We start from the raw sequence: 23,902 nt of genomic DNA on the forward strand, positions 1-23,902 counted from the left end.
AAAATTTCACATTTATCACATTTATTAGGTGTATTTTGATAAACTATGAAAACCGTTCGGTTAGGCCATCCTTTCTCCCTGTTAATGTCCCTACTGACAATAGCAGCAGCATCCCCCGCTAACTCCCAACCCATTACTCCAGCAAATGACGGTACGGGTACAACTGTCACACCACAAGGCAACCAATTTAATATCGAAGGTGGTACCCGCAGCGGAGGTAATCTCTTCCACAGTTTTGACCAATTCAACGTCCACACTAACCAAACCGCAAATTTCCTGACGACCCCAGACATTAGCAATATTCTGGGTCGAGTCACAGGAGGAAATGCCTCATATATTAATGGTCTCATTCAAGTTATCGGAGGTAACGCTAATCTCTTCCTAATGAACCCCGCAGGCATAATGTTTGGCCCCAACGCCAGCCTCAATATACCCGCCTCATTCAGCGTTACGACTGCTACAGGTATAGGTTTTGACAACAACAATTACTGGTTTAAAGCAATGGGAACTAACGACTATGCTAATTTAGTCGGAAACCCCAGTGGTTATAGATTTAATGTATCTAACCCAGGCGCAATAGTTAACGAAGGAAATTTAAGTTTAAACCCTGGAGAAAATCTCACATTATTAGGTGGCACAGTCATTAATACTGGGCAACTCTCTACAGCAGGGGGAAATATTACCATCGCAGCAGTAGAAGGTGGTAGTGTCTTGAGAATATCTCAACCAGGACATTTATTAAGTTTAGAAGTAGGGATGTTGGATGCAACGTCCCTACAGAATGGGGAAAATATTTCTAGTATAACCCCCTTATCTTTAGCAACACTTTTAACAGGTGGAGAAACAACTCACGCCACATCTGTCATAGTTAATGAGAATGGTCAAATAGTATTGACAGATTCAAATACTCTAGTTGCGGATACTCCAGGAACTGCCATTACTTCTGGAAAGATAGATGTATCGATCCCCCCTAACCCCCCTTACGAAGGGGGGGACATGAATAGTATCCCCCTTTCTAAGGGGGACGGAAGGGGGATTGGTGGTCAAGTAAATGTGTTAGGCGATCGCGTAGCTCTCATCAACACCAATATCAACGCCGATGGTTTAAATGGAGGAGGCACAGTATTAATCGGAGGAGACTTTCAAGGCAATGGAATAGTTCCCAACTCTGAGCAAACTTTTATTAACAATAACTCATTTATTTCCGCCGATGCTACCACAAATGGGGATGGAGGTCAAGTCATAATTTGGTCTGATGGAATTACTAATTTTGGGGGAAATATTAGTGCCAAAGGAGGAGAATTTTCTGGGAATGGAGGCTTTGTTGAAGTTTCGGGAAAACAAGAATTAATATTTAATGGAAATGTGGATGTTAGTGCAGCTTTTGGCAATCCAGGAACAATTTTATTAGACCCAGAAAATATCATTTTAGGAGGGTCAGAAAGTAATACTTCTCTAGAAAATTCCGAGGGTAATATTATTCTGCAAGCTGATAATGATATAACAATAAATGAAAAAATAGAAACTACCGAATCTGTAGAATTCAAAGCTGGTCGAAGTATTAATCTAAATGCGGATATTGACACTTCAGTTGGAAATGGAAATATTGACTTATTTGGTAATAATGATGAGATGAATTTGGCTAACCGTTCTGACGGGAAAGCTTCCATAAATCAATTAGATGGAACAACATTAAATGCTGGAAGTGGCACCATTAATATTGAGTTAGGAAATTTAGGAGAAGTAGGGGATATAAATCTAGCAAATTTAACCACAACAGGGCAAGTTTTAGTTAATGCTAATGGGGGAAATATTGTTAGAGTTTCTGAGAATTCATTGATAAATGCGGGGAGTGTTTTATTTCAAACTTCTAGCACTGGAGGAATAGGTTTAGAGGAATAGGTTTAACAGATGCACCTTTGCAGTTAAATGTAGAAAATTTAGAGGCAATTTCTGGCAGTGGTGGAGTATTTTTTGATGTAGGAAATGTGAATATTGGTGGAGTGAGTGAGGATGTAAATGGTATTGCTACTGGTGCAGGGGGCGATATTATTCTTGAGAGTCAAGGAGATGTGACTGTTACTGAAAACATTTCTACCGATATATTTACTGATGGTGAAACAGGAGGCGATATTAATATCGCGGCTAAAAACCTTTCTGTTATTGATGGTGCGGCAATATCTGCCAATACCTTTGCTAAAGGGGATGCAGGAAATGTGGAGATTCATGCTACTGATACTGTAGTCTTTGATGGAGGAGATTCAGGATCTTTGACTGGAGTATTTAGCTCAGTGGAATCAGGAGCAGAAGGGAATGCGGGGGGTGTAACTATTACCACCGGGTCTCTGGAAGTTATTAATGGTGCTTTTATATCTACCAATACCTTGGGCACAGGTGATGCAGGAAGTGTGGAGATTCATGCTACTGACACTATAGTCTTCGATGGAGGAGACTCAGAATTTTTCACTGGAGTAGCTAGCAGTGTGGCACCAGGAGCAGAAGGGGATGCGGGGGGTGTAACTATTACCACCGGGTCTCTGGAGGTAAAAAATGGTGCTCAAATATCTGCCAGTACCTTTGGTAAAGGGAATGCGGGGACTGTGAAGATTAATGCTACTGATACTATAGTCTTTGATAGAGGAGACTCAGTATTTTTCACTGCAGTAGCTAGCCAAGTGGGACCAGAAGCAGAAGGGGATGCGGGGGGTGTAACTATTACCACCGGGTCTCTGGAAATTATTAATGGTGCTCAAATACTAGCCAGTACCTTTGGTAAAGGGGATGCGGGGACTGTGGAGATTAATGCTACTGAGACTGTAGTCCTTGATGGAGGAGACTCAGTATTTTCAACTGGAGTAGGTAGCCAAGTGAACTCAGGAGCAGAAGGGGATGCGGGGGGTGTAACTATTACCACCGGGTCTCTGGAAATTATTAATGGTGCTTTGATATCTGCCAATACCGAAGGAAAAGGGAATGCAGGGACTGTGGAGATTCATGCTACTGAGACTGTAGTTATTGATGGAGGAGATTCAGAATTTGCCACTGGAGTAACTAGCAGTGTGGCACCAGAAGCAGAAGGGGATGCGGAGGGTGTAACTATTACCACCGGGTCTCTGGAAGTTATTAATGGTGCTCAAATATCTGCCAGTACCTTTGGTAATGGGGATGCAGGGACTGTGGAGATTCATGCTACTGACACTGTACTCTTTGATCTAGGAGACTCAGAAATTTTCACTGGAGTAGCTAGCAATGTGGCACAAAGAGCAGAAGGGAAAGGGGGAGATGTCACTATTACCACCGGGTCTCTGGAAATTATTAATGGTGCTCAAATATCTACCAGTACCCGTGGAAAAGGGGATGCGGGGACTGTGGAGATTCATGCTACTGAGACTGTAGTTATTGATGGAAGAGATTCAGAATTTGTCACTGGAGTATTTAGTGCTGTGGCACCAGAAGCAGAAGGGGATGCGGAGGGTGTAACTATTACCACCGGGTCTCTGGAAATTATTAATGGTGCTTTTATATCTGCCAATACCCAAGGAAAAGGGAATGGGGGGACTGTGGAGATTAATGCTACTGAGACTGTAGTTATTGATGGAAGAGATTCAGTATTTTTCGCTGGAGTAGCTAGCAGTGTGGAAGAAGGAGCAGAAGGGAAAGGGGGAGATGTAACTATTACCACCGGGTCTCTGGAAGTTATTAATGGTGCTCGAATATCTGCCAGTACCTTTGGCAATGGAGACGCAGGCAATATATTCATCACAACAGACACCCAACTAACCCTCAACGAAAACGCCCAAATTTCAGCCTTTACCGAAAGCACAGGAGACGGAGGCAATATCATCCTCTTCGCTCCAGAAACCCTCAACATCAGTGGCAACGGACAAATCACAGTCCGCAGCAGCAGCACAGGCAAGGCAGGCCAAATTGACATCATCAGCCCCAACATCACCCTCTCGGACGGCATAGACATCACAGCCTTCACAGAAGGCCCAGGCAACGCTGGTAACATCAATCTAGAAGGCAACAACATCAACATCCAACCCAACACCCAAATATTAGCCTTCACCGAAAGCAGTGGCAAAGGAGGAAAAATCACCATCAGAGCCACAGAAACACTCAACCTACAAGCAGACACCCAACTATCAGTCGAAACAAACAGAGGCGGAAAAGCCGGAGACATAGAAATTACCACCCCCCAACTCACTATAGGCGAAAATGCCCAAATAAGTGCCACCGTCAACATCGGAGCAACAACAACAGAAGCAGGAGGCAACATCACCATCAATACAAACCAACTCGACATCGCAGGAGAACTAGGAATATTCGCCGAAACCGATGCCACAGCAGACGCAGGCATTTTATCCCTCAGCCCCTACAAAACCAACCCCAACCTAGACATCACCTTCACCAACGACGGCTTCATCTCAGCCTCCACCTCCTCTACAGGAAACGGAGGTAACATCAACATATCCGCCCCAGAAAGCATCAACATTAAAGGAGACGGCAATATCTCAGTTGAAACCACAGATAAAGGAAACGCAGGAGCTATCAACATTGACACCCAAAACCTGACACTCTCGGATGGAGTAGCAATATCAGCCTCCACAGAAGACAAAGGCAACGCCGGAGCCATCAACATCAACACTCGTAACCTCACCCTAGAAACAGGAACAAGTCTCACCACCGAAACCAACAACCAAGGTCAAGCGGGAAACATAGAAATCAACACCAGACAACTAACCATAGGAGAAGACGCTCAAATAAGTGCCACCGCAAGAGAAGGAGCAACTAACACAGAAGCAGGAGGCAACATCACCATCAACGCCACAGACCTACTAATCTCAGGGAGACTCGGAATATTCGCCGAAACAGCAGGAGAAACCCCCGCTGGCACCCTTACCCTCAACCCGTACAGAAATAACCAAAATCTCAACATCACCTTCACAAATGAAGGCTTCATCTCCGCCCGCACCACATCAACAGGAGACGGAGGCAACATCAACATATTCGCCCCAGAAAACATCAATATTACAGGAGAAGGCAAAATCTCAGTCGAAACCACTGGTACAGGCAATGCAGGCACCATCAACATTGAAGCAGAAAATCTCACCCTGAGCGAGGGAGTAGCCATAAGTGCCGAAACCGATAGTTTTGGCACAGCGGGAAACATCGAAATCACCACCCAACAACTCACAATAGGGGAAAACACATCCATCAGCGCCACCGCACAACAAAACGCCACTACCACAGAAGCAGGAGGCAATATCACCATCAACAGCACAGACATCCTCATATCAGGCATCCTGGGAATATTTGCCGAAACCACAGGAGACTCCCCCGCAGGTAGTATCAATATTAACCCCGATCAAACAAACCCCAACCTCAACATCACCTTCACAGAAAACGGCTTCATCTCAGCCCGCACCACAGCAGAAGGAGATGGAGGCAACATCAATATATTTGCCCCAGAAAACATAGACATCACAGGTCAAGGTAGAATCACAGTAGAAACCGAAGGAGCAGGCAACGCAGGCATCATCAACATCGAAACCGAAAACCTCACAGTAGCCGAAAACATCACTATATCAGCAGCTACATCCAATATCGGAGACGGAGGCAGCATCAATATTAATCCTAGCCAAACATTCCAACTAGAAGGTCAAATCTTAACAGAAACCACAGGAACAGGAAATGGGGGCAATATTACCATCAACACAGGAGAACTGAGCGCAGAAAACAGCATTATCTCAGCCAAAAGCACCGATACCGGAAATGCAGGCACAATAGAAATAACAGCCAAAGACAACATAACCACAGGAATAGTCACCTCCGAAGCCAACAATACAACCGCAACCGCCAACGGAGGCAAAATTAGTATAATCAGCGAACAAGGAGAAATCAACGCCACTCAACCAATTCAATCATTTTCCAACCGAGGCAACGCCGGAAACGTCACCCTCCAAGCCCAAACCGACATCACCACCAATACTATCAGTTCCCACGGACAACAACAAGGTGGTCAAATAACCATTACATCAGAAACCGGAAACATAGACACCAGCAACAGCCAATTCCTAGCCAACTATTCAGGAGGAGGCGACGGAGGCAATGTCACCATAGAAGCAACCCAAGGAAATATCACAACCAGCGACATTTACTCATTCGCCGACGCAGACGGAGGTCAAATAACAATCAAAGCAGGAGGCGACATTAATATTAGAGAAGACAGTAATATTATCTCCGCATCCGAACCCCCAGGGGAGCAGGGGAGCGAGGGAGTGGGGAGAGGGGGAGATATTATTCTCGAAGCAGGTAACAATATTAACACCACAACAGCCATAATATATTCCGGTGCAGACATTGGCAACACAGGAAAAATAAATATTATTGCGGATGGCGCAATAGAAACAGGTCAAATAGACCTAGCATCAGGGTTTGTCAGACAAGAAAGACCAGTCAACAACAACTTTACCCTAATTCCTGTACCCCAAGGAGAAGCCACCCAAGGAGTCGCTGGAAACATTACCCTCCGTAGCAACAACAGCACAATAGACTCTACTGCTGGAACAATAAACTCCCGTTCCCCAGATGGTACAGGAAATATTAATCTCAACGCCAGAGACAACATTACCACAGGCAAATTAGAAGCAAGCGCCCTCAACCCAAACCAACCCACCACAGGTGGAGATGTAAGCATCACAAGCGAACAAGGAGAAATTAACGCCACCCAAGCCATAGAAACATTCTCATTACAAGGCACTGCCGGAAACGTCAACATTATAGCCGAAGGTTCAGTCAACATAGAAAACATACTCTCCCAAGGAACACAACAGGGAGGAAATATTACCATAGACAGTCGCAGTCAAAACAGCATCAACGCCCAAGGAGCATTAAATACATTTTCTACGGAAGGAATAGCAGGAGATGTCAACCTCACATCCCCAGGAAACATAACTATTAACGGCATTCGCTCAGAAGGAATACAACAGGGAGGTGAGATTAGAGTAGAAAGTGAAATTGGAGAAATCACCTCAACAGAAAACATAGACTCATTCTCAGAGCAAGGAATTGGAGGAAATGTGCTTCTCAATGCCTCAGAAAGTATCAATCTAGCAAATGTGTCATCCTTTGGAGCAACAGAAAGTGGAGACTTAATCATTCAAAGTCGCACAGCACAAGTAAATACAGGCAACGTTACCACCCAAGCACCAGCAGGAAGTAGTGGCAGTATTATCATCAACGGAACAGAAGTAGGTACAGGAGACTTAAGCTCCATCGGTACAACCAGCGCTGGTGAAATAAATGTCGAAGCAACAGACGGCTCCATTACAACTTATGATATTGAAATCAGCTCTGATGGAACAATAGGAGATTTAATACTTAGAGCAACAGAAGATATTACAACAGGAGATATTAATCAAAATGCAGGAGAGGGAGATGCAAATGCTAATATTGACTCAGGAGAAGACCAAACCACAGGGGATATTAATCAAATTGCCGACAATGATGCTAATCTTAATCAAACAACAGGAGAAGACCTAAACACAGGAGATATTAATCAAACTGCCGGGAATGATGCTAATATTAATCAAACCGCTGGAGGAGATATTAATACACCAGTAATTAATCAAACTGTCGGGAATAATGCTAATATTAATCAAACCGCTGGAGGAGATATTAATACACCAGTAATTAATCAAAATCCCGGCAATGAATCTATAACTATTCAAAATCCACAAACGAATCAAAATACAGATAGTACCTCAGTAATTTCTAATGATAATAATAATTCAATTATTAACCCTCTGATTAATCAAAACAATCCCCAAAATAATATAAATACCCTGAACAATTTCACAAATAATACCACCACAAATTTCCCAGAAACTAACAGTTTCTCAACAACCACAACCTCCGAGATAATTTCAACCGCCACCCCCAGTAATAATAACCAAACAACTAATACAGACACTGCCAAAGAAAAAACCGAAAAATTTATCAAAAATACCACAGATACTCAACAAATATTAAACATAATTGACACTTTTAATACTAATCCTCTCACAGTGACTACAGGTTCAGACCAAATAGTAACTATGTTAGAACAAAACCGGAACAAAGAATATTCCGATTATTTTGGAGAAGATTTCAACCAAGAATTAGTTAATACAAAAAATGTCCGAGATATTTTAACAGACATGGCTGCTCAAACAGGAAAAGAATCAGCCGTTGTTTATATTAATGCTTATGCTGACCAAATACAAATAATATTATTTACCAAAGATGGTCAGCCAATTCTTAAAAATATTCCGACAGTGAACAGGGAAAAAATCAGGCAAAATGCGATTATTTTTAGTGGAGAAATTACTGACTGGAGGATGCGTCATACTACCAGTTATTTGCCATTAGCTCAAAAATTATATAAGTGGTTAATTGCTCCAATTTCAGCAGAACTAGAAGCAGCTAATATTGAGACAATTTTATTCAGTATGGATAATGGTTTTCGTCTGTTACCTTTAGCAGCTTTACATGATGGAAAACAATTTTTGATTGAGAAATATAGTATTAGTTTAATTCCAAGTGTGAGTTTAATGGATAGTCGTTATAATTCTGTGAAAAATACAACTTTATTGGCTATGGGAGCTAGTCAATTCACCGATGAACCTCCTTTGCCTGCTGTACCTATAGAATTGCAAACTATTTCTGAGAAATTATGGCGAGGAAATACTTTCTTAAATGAAGACTTTACCAAAAATAATTTGATGAATCAACTAGAAAATCGTTTATATCCGATTGTTCATTTAGCAACTCATGCAGAATTTAGAGCTGGAAATGCAAGTGATTCTTATATTCATTTATGGAATGATAAATTAGGTTTAGATGAAGTCCGAAAATTGAGATGGAATAGTGACAAGGCAGAATTGTTAGTATTATCTGCTTGTCGTACTGCTGTGGGAGATCGTAATGCCGAATTAGGTTTTGCTGGGTTAGCAATAGCAACGGGAGTAAAATCTGCTTTAGGGAGTTTTTGGTTAGTGAGTGATGAGGGTACTTTAGGGTTGATGACAGAGTTTTATGCTCATTTGAGTAATGTTAAAATTAAAGCGGAGGCATTACGGAAAGCGCAGTTAGCAATGTTGAGGGGAGAAGTTGTGATAGAAAACGGTAAGTTAAGGGGTTCGGGTAGTCGTGGGGAGGTGAGTTTGCCACCGGAGTTGGCAAATATTCAAAATAAGAGTTTTGCTCATCCTTATTATTGGGCGGGGTTTACTATGGTTGGTAGTCCTTGGTAATAATTTGTCTCATATCATGTCCGGTTGAATAGTTATAATTAAAACTCGTAGTAGCGCGTCTAGACTAAAACTGTGGGTAAAACCTAACCCCCCAACCCCCTTCCCTGCAAGGGAAGGGGGGAATATTCTCCCTCTCCTTGCAGGAGAGGGGTCGGGGGTGAGGTCTTCATTGACTCAAATTTACCCACATTTTCAAGCTAGACACGCTAGTAGTAAAGCTTGAGCAATATCTATAGTTCGGGCTAGAGCAATACTACAAACAAAGACTTTTTGGTCGCGTAAGCGGAACGGAGTTCTATCGCTGATTATCCGGACATGATATCAAACCATATTCCTACTTAAAATTGCTACGATACCATTGCGCTAATATTTTTGGAGAGACTCCAAGTAAGTAAGCAATGATTACTACTTGATTAATGAGAGTAGTTTTAAATATTCCTAATTTTTGCCACCGACGGCCAGAAGTTAATACTGGTTTTGATACAATTGCAATTCGCCCTCTTTTCCTTAACTTTCGGATCAATTCAAAATCTTCCATAATTGGTATTTCTGGGAAACCACCAACTTCTTGAAATATTTTAGCTGGGAGAAAAATTCCTTGGTCTCCATAAGGCATTTGTAAATAACGCGATCGCCAATTTACCATTTTCTCAACTATTCGTAAATTTCTTTTTCTTCCTCTAATACCTAATTCAAACGCACCTGCAATAATCTTCGGTTTGGCTAGAATTTCTTTTAAGAATTCGTCAAATTTTAATGGTAAAAATGTATCTCCATGTAGAAATAAAAGAATATTTCCTGTTGCTGCTTTGGCTCCACAATTCATTTGAATACTACGACCAGGAAGAGAATAAATAAGTTTAATATCTAAAGATTTAACAAGTTCAGTTGTACCATCATTACTGCCACCATCAACTACTATTATTTCTATATCTTTTCCTATTTGAGCTGTGGAAATAGTTTGGGCGATTGTACTAACTTCATTTAACACGGGAATAATAATTGAAATACCGCTCATCAATTTTTTGGTAAGGGATGGAAAATTTATATTTTTTCCCATTGAATAGGGTTAAATTTAAAAGCAGATGAAAATTAGATATGTATTAATTAATTTAAAATTGTAATTTTTCCAAGTCTTCTGGACGGTCAATATCAGAAAGTTCGGGTAAATAGTCAATAGCTAAATTAATATTTTGAGCGATCGCTACAGTTTTTGACAATACTTCAGATGTGCCCCAATTAATTTCTTGAAATAATTCTGGGATAATTTTTTTGAGACCAATTAGATAATAACCTCCATCTATTGCCGGACCAATTATCAGATCGGATTGAGTTAGTTTAGCAAAAGCTTGTAACATAATTTCAGGAGTTAAACTGAGGCAATCTGTACCAATAATTACTACAGATTTCATCTCCCGATCAAAAGCGGATTCAAATGCTCTTGTTATACGTTCACCTAAATCTCCTGTACCTTGTTCTTGATATTTTAAATCAGACCCTAACCAGTTTTTCATTAATTGTAAATCTCCACCAGCAAATCTAATTTCAATAGATAATGACATCATATTAGCTAATTTATTAGCTTTTTTGATTGTTGTCTCAGTCATCTGAAATTGTAGATTTGCTGCACCTTCTGCCCCCAAAGCAGGTATTAATCGTGTTTTTGTTTTTCCTGGTTCTGGATAGCGAGTAAAAATAATTAGCTGTTGATTATTCATTATGATATAGTGTACAGTATGCTTTAGCCTAATATCTTAAATTAGGATGTTAAAATAAAATATTAATTAGATGCTTTTCTCCCAGATAAAGTCTTAATAACTAGAAATAATTTGATTAAATCATAATATTAAGTATACTGAATACTTGTAATTAATAATAAATAAGTAGAAAATAATTTTTGGAAAAAACAGTAAATATGACAATAAACATGACCAATAATCAAGAGAAATTGATTAAAATTGCCGTTATAGGAGATGTTCACGGTCAGTGGGAATTAGAAGATGAAATAGCCCTCAAGCATCTGGGAGTTGATTTGGTACTATTTGTGGGAGACTTTGGTAATGAGGCAGTAGAGGTAGTTCGAGCGATCGCTGCTCTTGATATACCATTAGCAGCAGTTTTTGGTAATCACGATGCCTGGTATACAGCTACAGACTGGGGAAGAAGCAAATGTCCTTATGACCGAACTCAAGAAGACAGAGTCCAGCAACAAATAGATTTACTTGGGGAGGCTCATGTAGGTTATAGTAGTCTGGACTTTCCAGAGTTGGCCTTAACAGTGGTGGGGACTCGCCCTTTTAGTTGGGGCGGTCCAGAATGGAAATATAACGATTTTTATCGGGAACGGTTTGGGGTCAATAGTTTTGAGGAATCTACTGATTTAATGGTGCAAGCTGTAGAAAATGCAAGATATGAAAATGTGATTTTTCTTGGCCATAATGGACCAACTGGTTTAGGGGATGCTCCTGAAGACCCGGTGGGCCGAGACTGGAAACCTATAGGCGGAGATTTTGGCGATCCAGATTTTACTAATGCCATAATACAATCTCGTAAGTTGGGTAAGAAAATTTCTCTAGTTACTTTTGGCCACATGCACCATAGGTTGCGACATACTCAGGAGCGGTTGCGTAAATGTATTGATGTGGACAGTGAAGGGACTTTATATTTTAATGCAGCAAGAGTGCCACGCATTATTGAAACAGAAGGTCAGAAAAAGCGCAATTTCTCTATTGTTTCCATGAAAGCAGGTTTTGTTTCTCAAGTTGCGTTGGTTTGGTTGGGCCAAAATTTGCAGATAGTTTCTGAAGAATTTTTATATTGCCAACAAAAACTTGTTGTTGAGTCTGCATAGGTGCTATAATAAATAATTGTCGAAACATTGCAAGTAAGGATACTTGCAATCCTTAAGATTTCTAGTCAATAAAGTCACTTTTGACTTTTGACTTAATTGAGGAGAGGTGGCAGAGTGGTCGAATGCGCTCGACTTGAAATCGAGTGAGGTGAAAGTCTCCGTGGGTTCGAATCCCACCCTCTCCGTTTTTTTTCTGACTCTAGCTGCTGCTAATCTTAGGAATATATGGCTTTTATTTGGCCATTTCTAGTAGAGTTGCATCTATACCTGGTGCATCTCCTATGACCAAAAGGGACTAAAACCCGGTTGGCTGATAATCATTCTACTACCTCGTCTAGCTTGAAAATGTGGGTAAAGAGCGAGTCAATGAAGACCTCTCCCCCAACCCCTCTCCTGCAAAGAGAGGGGGGAGGTTTTACCCAGAATTTTAGTTTGGACGCGCTACGACGAATAATAAACACCAAACTCAACGGCGATCGCCATTTAGCTGACCTCCAACCAAAAACACACTAACCCCACCAACCACCAAAACCAAAATAGAAGGCACCAACGGCATCACAAAACCCTGCCCCAAAAACATCAAACCCACCCAATATAAAACCACAACATTTCCTCCCATAAACAACAATAAAACAAACACGCGACGACAATACCAACCCAATACCCCACCCACACCACACCAACCAAAAATCCACAACCACTCCACCCACCCACTCCAAAACCTAATTAAAGGTCTACCATCCAAAACCGCACTAATAATTTGACTAACCTGATGCGCGTGTAAAACAATTCCAGGCATTTCCTTCTCAGAAACAGGTTGACTATAACTATAAGGAGTATAAAAATTATCGCCAGCATTAGGGTCTGTGTTACCAATAAGAATAATTTTATCTCTCACTAAAGCATCATCAAATTCTCCAGACAAAACATCCGAAATACTAATATAATTTGCCACCTTATTAGCATTTCTATAATTAAGTAAAACTTGAAATCCACCAAGATCAACTTTTTGATAAAAACCTTCTCTTTCCCCAATACCTTGAAAAACAACATCACCAATTTTAAAATTTCCTATGGTAGGATATTCCTTTTGAATTTCTAAGGTATTAATTCCTTTAGTTTCCAAATAATTAACAGCAACTCTAGCACTTAATGAATATGCTGTTTGACAAGGGTCTTTTGCCTCTTTAGCCATAAACATTAAATGGCGACGAATAACATCAACTTGACCATTATCAACAATAACACTAGTAAAACCTAAACGTTCTTCAGGCACTCCTTTAGGAGGTTCAGTACCAGGTTTATTTTTGCTATATCCACTAGTGCTACAAACAGCAACTATTTTTTTATTATTACTCAAAACTCCTAACAATCTTCTATAACCAGATACAGAAGGAAAAGGTGTATCTAGCCAAAAATCTAAACCAATAATTGCAGGTTGATAACGTTCTAATTTATTTATTACTTTTACAAAAGTTTCATCAGTAAAATTCTTACCAAGACCATACTTATTAATATCTTGCGCCGTAGCTTCAACAATTAAAATATTAGGGTCTGGTTGTTCTGGAGGTCGCCATCGCATCAAGCGGTCATACTCATTTAACTCTAACGGTTGTAGCCAACCTAAACTTCTCAAACTAAAAACTACGGCCCCTACACAACCAGCAACAATTAAACTCATTCCCAAATTTTTGGGCTTAGGTTTATCCAGATTAGTTGCTAAACCAGGCAACTTTTCTTCCACCCAATCTTGATTAAAAATTGTCCGATAAATTTTATTAAAAATCACTAACTTATCCTGTTTTTTAATAACTATCCCAGACAACCGCAGAGCCATTTCAACCGGACTATTATTAGCCTTAACTTCCCCCTGAAAAAGAATTTTTTGATATAGCCTCAGTAATTGAAGTGCAAATTGACTATGATTAATCAAATAATCGTGCATATATTTTAAATGAGTCGGATTATCTTTCTCCTGCCAATAAGTCAAAATATGTTCCTCTACCAACTTATCAACATCTGGTTGATCATCATCGGCATAATCAACAATAATTTGACAAATTTTCTGAGTTAAAAAAGGTTGACCTCCACTCCAATCAAAAACTTTTTGTAAAACAACATCTGGCTCTTCCACAACGTCAATTAATCCCTTAGTTAAAACTTTTCCATCTTCAAAAGTTAACTCAGTTAATTCAATCGGATAACCAATATTAAAAGGAGTATGTTCTACATCTCTAATTAAATCTTCTGGAGTTGCCACCCCAAAAAAACAAAAATTCAACCGATTATAATCAACATTTTCATCATCAGCACGACGATTATAACAAGAACGAATAAAAGCCAAAAATTCATTTTTAAACGGTAAATTTACCAGAATATCAATCTCATCTAGAAAAATATATATATTTTGATTCGGAAAATTAACAAACAAAATTTCTTCAATAAACAGAGCCAAACGTTGGATATTTGTCATATTTTGACAGCTAGCTATCCAGTCTTGATAATTGATAGTATAAGTTAGACCAAAACCCCGAAATAATTCTCTTAAAAAACCCTCATACCAAGATTGTTTTTCAATGGAAAAATCACCCAATCTAGTCATATCAATAGCTGCACATTTACCACCTTGAGAGCGTAATTTCTTCATTACTCTCACCCGCAAACTAGACTTACCCATTTGCCGAGCATTAAACACATAACAATATTCTCTTGCTTGAAGTTTTTCAAGTAATTCTGTATCTTGTTTTCTGAGTACATAAGTAGGGTCATTAGCTGATAAACCCCCACCACTTAATTTGAAATTAACCATGATTTTTTTTTAATAAGGAGACAGGAGACAGGAGACAGGAGACAGGACTCAGGAGTTTTTTAGGAGTCAGGAGACAGGAGACAGGAGACAGGAGATAGGAGATAGGAGATAGGAGATAGGAGATAGGAGATAGGAGTTTTTTTAAGGAGTCAGAAGTCAGGAGTTATACCAATTTGATAAATGTTTGCTACAAATGACTAGGGAATTTTTAAGGAGTCAGGAGTTAGGAGAAATATTGAATTTGAATAGCATGAATTTTTAAATTCGTATTCAATAAAAAATCTGTATTAAGAGGAAGTGAAGTAATTTTGCATTTATTTTATATAACTCCTAAAAAACCCTATAGCAATTCTCATAATGGTGAAGTATAAATTCCAGGTTTTAGGCAACAGGTAAGAAAGATAAAAGTGTACCTCAGTAACTTGAGAAACGCTATATCTCCTAAAAACTACTGTCTCCTGTCTCCTGTCTCCTGACTCCTAAAAAAAACTCTTATCTCCTTCTTCAAAGACGTTTTTCAATAGCAGTTAGATATGAATATAGTAATTTACTTACTTCTTCCAAATACAATATCAGTTCTGCAGTATCTCCATATTCAAGGTTATTTGCGAAAATTAAGTAATATCGACTTTCTTCTAATGAACCTTGTGCAATATTCAAGAATCGGATTTTATCTGCTAAACCTTTTTTTCTAAAGCCTTCTGCTATATTAGCTGGGACTGATACAGATGCTCGTCTTAACTGACTTGTTCATCCATAGGTTTCTGTTTTTGGGAAATTACTGCTAAAACGATAAACTTTTAAAACGAGTTGATGTGCTTTTTGCCCAACTATTAAGTCTTTAAAATTTTGAGCAAGTTCTCTTTTCATTTTGTGTAATATTGTTTGATTTAAACAGGTATTTAAACTACATCTTAATCAGAATAATTATGATTCTGACTCCTGATACCGTTTCACGGAAGTTAAAAGTCAAAAGTCAAAAGTCAAAAGTAAGATTTTATAAATTCAGGACTTTGAAGAAACAGTAGTTTCAGGAAATTATTTCACATTTAAAGTTTGAAACTATTTGTGACATCTTTAAAGTGAATTGGTATAAAAAACTCCTGAAAAACTCCTGTCTCCTGTCTCCTGTCTCCTGTCTCCTGTCTCCTGAAAAACTCCTGTCTCCTGTCTCCTGTCTCCTGAAAAACTCCTGTCTCCTGTCTCCTGTCTCCTTAAAAACATCATCCCAACCTTTCCTGAAAATATTGTCGATATAACTGACAACGAGGTTCAGCATCATTACCTTTAATAGTAATTAAACCCATCGCTTCTAATTGATGTAATTCTCGATTTTTCTGAGGTAAACGCACTGGAGAATTAGCTTTTAAAACTTCGTGAAAAACTGCTTTAATATTTTGCTTATCTACCAGAGTTTCTAAATGTCTACTTAAATGTTCTTGATAAATTCCACTTTCAGTAGGAGCATATTTTAATAGTTCTTCAATTTTTAATTCATCCTCAGACATTTTATATAAACCCAATCTAACTAAATAAGGATGTCCTCCCACCATAGACATTAAAGGAGTCACTACTTCTGGGTCAAGTTGATGTAAATACACTAACTGAGTTACCTGCTCTAATGTAAATTCTTTTAATTCTATGGGTAGACCAACATTAAAAGGAGATTGATAAATGTCTAATTTGCCATGATACTCTGTCGAATAAGCAATTACCATCCTGAGATTTTCCCAAATTTCTAAGTTATTGCTTTCTTCATACCAACTTCTTAACATTGCAAAAAAATCTTTAGCTATCTCTGAATATTTAAAAATCTCATCCACTTCATCTAAAAGTAAAACTATCTCTTTCTCTAAATAAAATAACAACGCTTCAAATTCTTGAGTGCAAGAAATTTTAGCATTTTTATTATCCCAGTCTTTGATATCTGGAACATCAGTAAACCGACTTTTTATGTTTTTGTTGAATGCTTTGAGAAAATCATTAAGATTGCTGATATTATCTGGTTCAATCAGATTATCAAATCTCAGATAGATAGGAAGATAATCATTTTGATTTGCTTTTGCTTGTATTCGTCTCATCAGAGAAGTTTTACCCATTTTTTTGGGAGCTTTAATTCTCACTAAAGAACCAGGTTCCTCTATTTTTTCATAACATTCAGATTCAATAGAACGGCGTTTCACCCGATAACGTTCTATATAAAACGGAGAATCAGGTTTTTCCGGTCTACCAGGCAGGATAATTTTGCTAGTATGAAAACCATAAAATTTTTGCAACTCAGCACTAACTAAATTAGGTCGATATTGACAGAATATTTCAAACAAAAACTCCCGAAATTCCTTGACTGATTTAGAGTTGTTAAATTTCGAGGCGATCGCTTTTAATTTTTTCCCTACGTTTGACGTATCCCAATTCATTGACTGAGCAATTTGTTCATATTTTTGACCAGACAAAAACAATTGTAGTGTTTCTTTCTCATCATCTGTCAACTGGGAGTAAATATGGTTGAATATTTCTTTATTCATGATTCTTTGTTCAATAAAAATATCTGAGGTTGTTTCATCTAACATAACTTAGTAACTATTAAGGCGTCAAGCTATAAAAAGTGATAAGATTAAAAATATAGTCAGTATATTTTAATGTGTTCTAACTGATAATTTTCTAATACTTAATTTTAAGATATTCCTGATTTATTAAAGAGAATGTGAACTAGATTTTCATAATTTTTTCTGTTCGGATGCTGAATGTGAATTTTTTTTCACATTGACTATCTAGAAATTCATTTTGAGAGTTAGTCAAGATTCAATCTGAAAATAAATGTCATTTTTCGTCACGGCAAATAAATCTTAGTTAGGATTATTTGTAATGAAACAAAGTTGAGATACAGACTACTTTAATTAACTTGTTTCAGCAACTAATCTGCTTTAACTATTTTTCGGGGGTAAAACAATGGAAGCTCTACTAACAATATCGCCAAACTGCCTCAAGCTAATCAAAAAATGGGAAGGATTTTATCTTGATGCTTATTTAAACTCATTAGGAATATGGACTATTGGTTATGGTACTACCAAATATCCTGATGGTAAAAAGGTCAAACAAGGTGACAAAGTTAGCATACAGCAAGCCAAAAAATTCCTTCAAGATAAAGTCGATAGGGTTGCTGATGAAGTTAATCAATTAGTTAAAGTTCCTCTTACCCAAAACCAGTTTGATGCTGTGGTATCTTTCTGTTATAATGTAGGAATTGGTGCATTTAAAGATAGTATTGTGCTCAAAAAACTTAATCAAAGAGATTATCAAGGTACTGAAAATGAGTTTCTTAAGTAGAATGAAGGTGTGGTTAATGGAGCAAAAAAAATGCTACCTGGTGTAGTTAACCAGCGACATGATGAAAAACATCTTTTTTTAACTAATGATTTCCGAAGTAATAAAGAGTTATCGGAAAGGGTTGTTGAGGATAAAATCACATTACTGTAAGTTTACCGAAATAAAAATGTAGACAATACATTAATTGTGGCTTAATTGTAAACTCATGCAACTTTTCCAGGTAGAAACTCATCGCTGTCAGAACACTTTTGTTGCAGTTGGCAGGAATAGTTCGGATTCAAAGGAAACAAAAATTGGGAAAAAAATATTTGCTACTAACTAATACCAATTTGAAAAAAGAATGTTACAAAAATCTAGTTATAGGCAACAGATAATAATTATTGAAGAAGGAGACAGGAGACAGGAGACAGGAGACAGGAGGAAAATTACATGGGGATTCTCACCCCAAGTAATGCGTGAACACCGTGTAGACGGTGGGGTATTAAACCCACAAAGAAAATGATAATTATTAATTAATAATTTACCTCTCCTTGAAAACGGATAGGATTGACTAATCATGAAAAATTTTTTCTTTTTTCCTCTTAAAAGGGGAGGCGCATACCCACAATTTCTCGGTAACAGAGATTCTTAGCAAACATTTATCAAACTGGTGTCAGACAAATTGTAAAGACAGCTATTGTTGCTATGTGTTACACTTGGATTACTATCTCAGTAAAAATCTTCAGATATGAAGAAAAATGAATAATTAGAGTTAATTCCAGGTGTATGAAGTACAGTATAAGTAGCTTTTGAAAGAGTGTTTGAAGTCTTGAATTAAGGTTTTATTTTTGTTGCCTTCCTTTACTAGAATCACTGTAGGACATTTACATAGAATAGGCTGTAAGTTTGTACAGAAATTTGCGGATCTAAATTACAGCTATATGTATGTACTCTCAGAGAGTTTATCAAGTTAGGATTTTTCTAGTTTCTCTCTCCTGATTCTTGATTCCTGACTCCTCCAGTCTCTCAAAGGTCAATCCAATACAACAACTTTAGAAAAGATGAAACGGACTTACAGCAATGCATGAGGATAGTGAGGTACAGTTTAAGTTTAATACTAATCTCTATTCCCTATTCCCTGCTCCCTAAGCACGAAAATCATAGCTAATTTCAGCAACAACAATATCTCTAGACTTCTGCTAATGTTCTCAAAGCTCAATCTAATACAATTGTATCAATTAAATTTAGGAGGAATGTTAAATGAGTTCAAGAAAAGGTAGACCAAACCCTGTAAATACAAAAGAGGCAGGTAGAAAAAGAGGTACAGATGAAGCAAAGACTATATACGCACTACTTGTCGGAATTGATGAATACACTTATCCAGTCAGTCCATTGGCAGGATGTGTTAATGATATAACTGCGGTAAAAGAGTATCTAGAAGGCTCTATTCCAGCAGAAAACCTACATATACGGACACTCCTGAATGAAAAAGCTACCCGTGAGAATGTGATTAATGGTTTCCGTCAGCATTTGTGCCAAGCGGGGAGCGAGGATGTAGCCCTCTTTTATTTTGCCGGACATGGCGCTCAAGAGGAGGCTCCCAAAGAATTTTGGCATATAGAGCCAGAGCGTAAGAATGAAACAATTGTTTGCTATGATAGCCGTACCCCAAATAGTAGAGATTTAGCAGACAAGGAAATAAACCAATTAATTGATGAAGTGTCTGCAAAGAACCCACACATTACCATTGTGATGGACTGCTGCCACTCTGGTGCGGGTTGTCGTGACCTGGAGACTCGTCGCGCACCGATAGATAAACGTCAACGCCCAATAGAAAGTTATATTATCTCCAAAACAAAAGTCGAGGAACTATCAACGTCTCGCAGTCTAGAGTCTAATCCTAGTGGTTGGAATTTATCAGCAGCAAGATATGTATTTATGGCTGCCTGTCGGGATATTGAGGAAGCCAAAGAATACACTGGAGATGGAAAACCTCGGGGAGCTTTCTCGTACTTTTTCATTAAAACTTTGCAGGATGCCAAAGATAATTTAACCTATCGAGACTTGTTCAAGCGCACCCAAGCAATGATTACAGCTAAAGTCAAAGCACAGTCACCCCAACTGGAAGCCACAGTGCAAGGAGACATAGATCAACCGTTTCTGGGTGGTGCCATTACTCCTCGTACTCCCTACTTTACTGTCAGCAATCACCCTGATGATGGATGGGTTATTGATGGGGGAGCCATTCACGGAATAGTTAATCCAGTGGATGAAGAGACAACTACCCTAGCGCTATTTCCCTTTGACAGTTCGCCACAACAGTTATCAGAGCTATCAGCAGCACTCGGAGAAGCACAAGTAACAGAAGTAAAACCCCAACGTAGTAAAATCAATATTAGTGGCATCTCTCAACTCGACCCCGACACAACTTATAAAGCAGTTGTCACCAGTCTCCCCTTACCACCAGTATTAATTTCTATTGCCGGAGACCAAGCAGGAGTAGAATTAGCACGGCAAGCTTTAGCTACTGCTAGTCCAGAAGGAAAACCTTCCCTGTATGTCCGGGAAGCCACCCCTTCCGAAACAGCCGAATTTCAATTACTTGTTCGTGATGGTGAATATGTAATTGTACAACCGATCGATCATCGTCCCCTGGTTGCTCCTATTGAAGGTTATACACCAGAAACAGCAGAGCAGGCGATCGCTCGCTTAGAACACATGGCACGTTGGGCGAATATTGCCACCCTTTCGAGTCCAGCAAATAGTCAAATTTCTAGTAATGCAGTGCGAATAGAGATTTGCCAAAATGGTCAGGAGATCGAGTCTCCAGAAATTCGCCTTGAATATCAACAAGAACAAGGAAAGTGGAAACAACCAACATTTCAGGTTAAGCTCACAAATACTAGCAACGACCCCCTCTACTGCGCCGTACTCGATCTAACTGACCGTTACGCTGTAAAGGCTGGTTTATTTCAGCCAACAAGCGGAATTTGGCTGCAACCGGGTGAGTCAGCTTGGGCCTTGCAAGGTAAAACTATTTACGCTCTCGTACCTAAAGAACTTTGGCAACAAGGAATTACCGAGGTTAAGGATATCTATAAACTGATTGTTAGTACGGCTGAATTTGATGCCAATTTACTGGCACAAGATAACTTAGATGCGCCTCGGAATCGTGCTATTGGCGGATTAGCACGAAAACGGAAAAGCACTTTAAATCGGTTGATGAATAAAGTGCAAACCCGCGATTTTGCAGCAGCTCCAGAAGACGAAGAATTTTTCGATGATTGGGTAACAAGTCAAGTTCTTGTAACTACCGTGCGACCCCAACATAATACTCCTGTTCCCCACCGAGGAGAAACAGTTGCTTTAGGAGCTGGTGTCACATTGCAATCTCACTCTAACTTACAAGCGAAAGCACGTCTAACCACAGTCACTCAATCAACCCGAAATTTAGCTAACCACGTTTTACCTCCCATTCTACGAACTGAAGATAAAAATTTGCAACCATTTCAATTTACTAGCACCCGTGGAACTGACCCCGGTTTGAGTGCATTAGAATTGAGTGAAGTTGAAAACCGATCGGTAGTGACACCAGAAACTCCCTTGAAGTTAGTGGTTGAGCAATCATTAGGTAAAGAAGAACAACTTTTGCCTTTAGCTTATGATGGTGAGTTTTTCTTGCCTTTAGGTTATGCAAATACTAAAGCAGACAACACAACAGAAATTGTCTTGGAAAGATTACCCGAACCAGTAAGTGATGGCAAGCGTAGTTTAGGAGGGTCAATTCAAATCTTATTTCAAAAAGTTTTGACCGAGAAACTAGCTTTGGAGTTTCAATATCCAGTTTTAGCAGCAGTTGATGTCAGCTCAGAAACCTCGATTAACTATATAAAAGATTCTCAACAAGTCAAAGCAAAGGTTGAGAAAGCTGAAAAAATTCTGCTATATATTCATGGCATTATTGGTGATACCAAAAGCTTAGTACCATCGGTACAAACTGCCAAAATTGATGTCAATGGTAATTCTCAATCTTTAGCAGAACTCTATGATGTAGTTCTCACTTTTGATTACGAAAACCTGAATACTTCCATTGAAGAAAATGCACAGCTTTTGAAGCAAAGATTAGCAAGTGTGGGGTTAAAAGAAAATCATGGCAAAACTTTGCACATTGTTGCTCATTCAATGGGAGGGTTAGTTTCTCGCTGGTTTATTGAGCGTGAAGGTGGCAACAAAATTGTTCAACATTTAATTATGTTAGGAACACCCAATGGTGGTTCTCCTTGGCCGAAAGTACAGGATTGGGCAACAACCGCTTTAGCTGTGGGATTAAATGGTTTGTCTACCATGACCTGGCCAGTACCAGTAATTGGACAATTACTCAGTCTTGTGGGAACTGGAGCAGGAGCAATTGAAACTATTGATGTAACTTTAGATCAGATGGGACCAAACTCTCCCTTTTTGACATCTCTAGCTACCAGTCCTGACCCTGGCATTCCCTATACAATTATAGCAGGAAATACATCTCTAGTACCTACTGCATTGGAATCAGAATCAGAATCACGACCTCCTCTAATTGAGCGGTTAATGCAAAAGTTGTCTGACCGAGTGGTAAAACTACCATTTTTTGGGCAGCCAAACGATATTGCTGTTAGCGTATACAGTATTAAAAATGTGCCTGTAGAACGAACGTTCCCACCAAATGTACTTGAAATCCCTTGCGACCACTTAGTTTACTTTACACATCAAGAGGGGTTAAAGGGATTATCAGAAGCGATCGCTAAAGCTCTTTCATTGTAAATAGGGTTTGCTTATGGAAGTCTTCTGGGTGAGGGTAGGAGTCAGGAGACAGGAGACAGGAGACAGGAGGCAGGAGGCAGGAGGCAGGAGGCAGGAGAAACAAGAATTACAGAGGATGTGGTCGGAATGGTAGGGGGGAATGGCCATTCCCCCCCTACAGGGTTTTGGTTATGACGTTAGGTCATCTAATATCAAATCCGGTAGTATCGGTATAAAAAAGCCTAGAAACCGGGTTTGTTTTAAATACCCCGCTGTATAAAATCTACTTACCACAAACCTGGTTTCTTATAACACTTCCATTGCCAGCGGATTTGATATAATCCGAAAAGCGCTGTATAACACTCTAAAGCAAACATAAGAAAGAGATTGATGGGTTTCGCTATCGCTCTACCCATCCTACTAGACCAAATTATACAATAACTAATTACCCGAATTCTATCAGGACTTACGCAAAGGCACTATATATAGTGTGCTGGTGCGTTACGCTAGCGCTAACACACCCTACTAGAGTGACACAGCTAATTTTGTGCAAAATTGTAGGGTGTGTTAGACGGCTTAAATTTAGACGATGAAAAGGATTTAGCAATCCGTCGTAACGCACCATTTTAGTTGTGTCAGTCCACTACTGGAGTGTTTCATCTTAAATGTTGCTTTAGGAAAATGCTGAAATCTATCTATAGCAAGAATTTAGCTCGAAAAGCTAATGCACTATTTTAGCTGAAACAGTCCACTACCAATAGCTGCTCAACCGGATTTTGTATAACTCCAGTCCTGAAACATATACTTTATGGAGCTAAATAACCATGTCAGATTTTTCACGACGTTTAGCCGTAGTCATTGGCA

The 23,902-nt window shown here is 39.0% G+C and carries 10 protein-coding genes, 1 tRNA gene and 1 pseudogene; 7 read left to right on the top strand and 5 right to left on the bottom strand.

Going from position 1 to position 23,902, the window contains the following annotated elements; genetic code table 11:
- The first annotated feature begins 45 nt into the window (after positions 1-45).
- Both ACP6PM_RS17630 and ACP6PM_RS17635 read left to right on the top strand, forming a co-directional pair.
- A complete protein-coding gene (locus tag ACP6PM_RS17630; protein ID WP_426586868.1) occupies positions 46-1,902 on the top strand; it encodes a two-partner secretion domain-containing protein in 1,857 nt (618 codons plus the stop codon).
- Between the two features lie 17 nt (positions 1,903-1,919).
- A complete protein-coding gene (locus tag ACP6PM_RS17635) occupies positions 1,920-9,296 on the top strand; it encodes a CHAT domain-containing protein (RefSeq protein ID WP_426586870.1) in 7,377 nt (2,458 codons plus the stop codon).
- Positions 9,297-9,630: 334 nt separating this feature from the next.
- Here ACP6PM_RS17635 and ACP6PM_RS17640 read toward each other — a convergent pair whose 3' ends face one another.
- Both ACP6PM_RS17640 and ACP6PM_RS17645 read right to left on the bottom strand, forming a co-directional pair.
- The gene (locus ACP6PM_RS17640) at positions 9,631-10,314 is read right to left on the bottom strand and encodes a TIGR04283 family arsenosugar biosynthesis glycosyltransferase (protein ID WP_426586851.1); all 684 of its coding nucleotides are present in this window, start codon (positions 10,312-10,314) and stop codon (positions 9,631-9,633) included.
- A 94-nt stretch (positions 10,315-10,408) separates the two neighbouring features.
- A complete protein-coding gene (locus ACP6PM_RS17645; protein WP_426586853.1) occupies positions 10,409-11,014 on the bottom strand; it encodes a TIGR04282 family arsenosugar biosynthesis glycosyltransferase in 606 nt (201 codons plus the stop codon).
- A 209-nt stretch (positions 11,015-11,223) separates the two neighbouring features.
- On the opposite strand from ACP6PM_RS17645, the gene ACP6PM_RS17650 reads away from it, so the two are divergent.
- Together ACP6PM_RS17650 and ACP6PM_RS17655 are read left to right on the top strand one after the other, a co-directional pair.
- On the top strand, positions 11,224-12,147 hold the full coding sequence (locus ACP6PM_RS17650) for a TIGR04168 family protein (RefSeq protein WP_426586854.1): 924 nt from the start codon (positions 11,224-11,226) through the stop codon (positions 12,145-12,147).
- 100 nt (positions 12,148-12,247) lie between these two features.
- Positions 12,248-12,332 (top strand) — tRNA-Ser (locus tag ACP6PM_RS17655).
- 281 nt (positions 12,333-12,613) lie between these two features.
- On the opposite strand, the gene ACP6PM_RS17660 is transcribed toward ACP6PM_RS17655, so the two are convergent.
- From ACP6PM_RS17660 to ACP6PM_RS17670, 3 genes and pseudogenes are all read right to left on the bottom strand, one after another.
- Complete coding sequence (locus ACP6PM_RS17660; RefSeq protein WP_426586856.1) at positions 12,614-14,956, bottom strand: CHASE2 domain-containing protein; 2,343 nt, start codon at positions 14,954-14,956, stop codon at positions 12,614-12,616.
- A gap of 504 nt (positions 14,957-15,460) precedes the next feature.
- A pseudogene (locus tag ACP6PM_RS17665) lies at positions 15,461-15,694 on the bottom strand (four helix bundle protein); the annotation flags it as partial.
- Positions 15,695-16,179: 485 nt separating this feature from the next.
- Positions 16,180-17,481 carry an AAA-like domain-containing protein gene (locus ACP6PM_RS17670; protein ID WP_426586858.1) on the bottom strand — a complete coding sequence of 434 codons (1,302 nt, stop codon included), beginning with the start codon at positions 17,479-17,481 and terminating at the stop codon, positions 16,180-16,182.
- A gap of 424 nt (positions 17,482-17,905) precedes the next feature.
- Here ACP6PM_RS17670 and ACP6PM_RS17675 point away from each other — a divergent pair, with 424 nt between their 5' ends.
- The 3 genes from ACP6PM_RS17675 to ACP6PM_RS17685 all read left to right on the top strand — a co-directional run bounded on the left by ACP6PM_RS17675 (position 17,906) and on the right by ACP6PM_RS17685 (position 23,059).
- On the top strand, positions 17,906-18,283 hold the full coding sequence (locus ACP6PM_RS17675; protein ID WP_426586860.1) for a lysozyme: 378 nt from the start codon (positions 17,906-17,908) through the stop codon (positions 18,281-18,283).
- Positions 18,284-18,623: 340 nt separating this feature from the next.
- Entirely contained in the window at positions 18,624-18,785 is a 162-nt protein-coding gene (locus tag ACP6PM_RS17680) for a hypothetical protein (RefSeq protein ID WP_426586862.1), read from the top strand.
- Positions 18,786-19,522: 737 nt separating this feature from the next.
- The gene (locus ACP6PM_RS17685; protein ID WP_426586864.1) at positions 19,523-23,059 is read left to right on the top strand and encodes a caspase family protein; all 3,537 of its coding nucleotides are present in this window, start codon (positions 19,523-19,525) and stop codon (positions 23,057-23,059) included.
- Positions 23,060-23,902 lie beyond the last annotated feature (843 nt).

Source organism: Dapis brunnea BLCC-M229 (assembly GCF_050015995.1).
Taxonomy (GTDB): Bacteria; Cyanobacteriota; Cyanobacteriia; order Cyanobacteriales; family Microcoleaceae; genus Trichodesmium.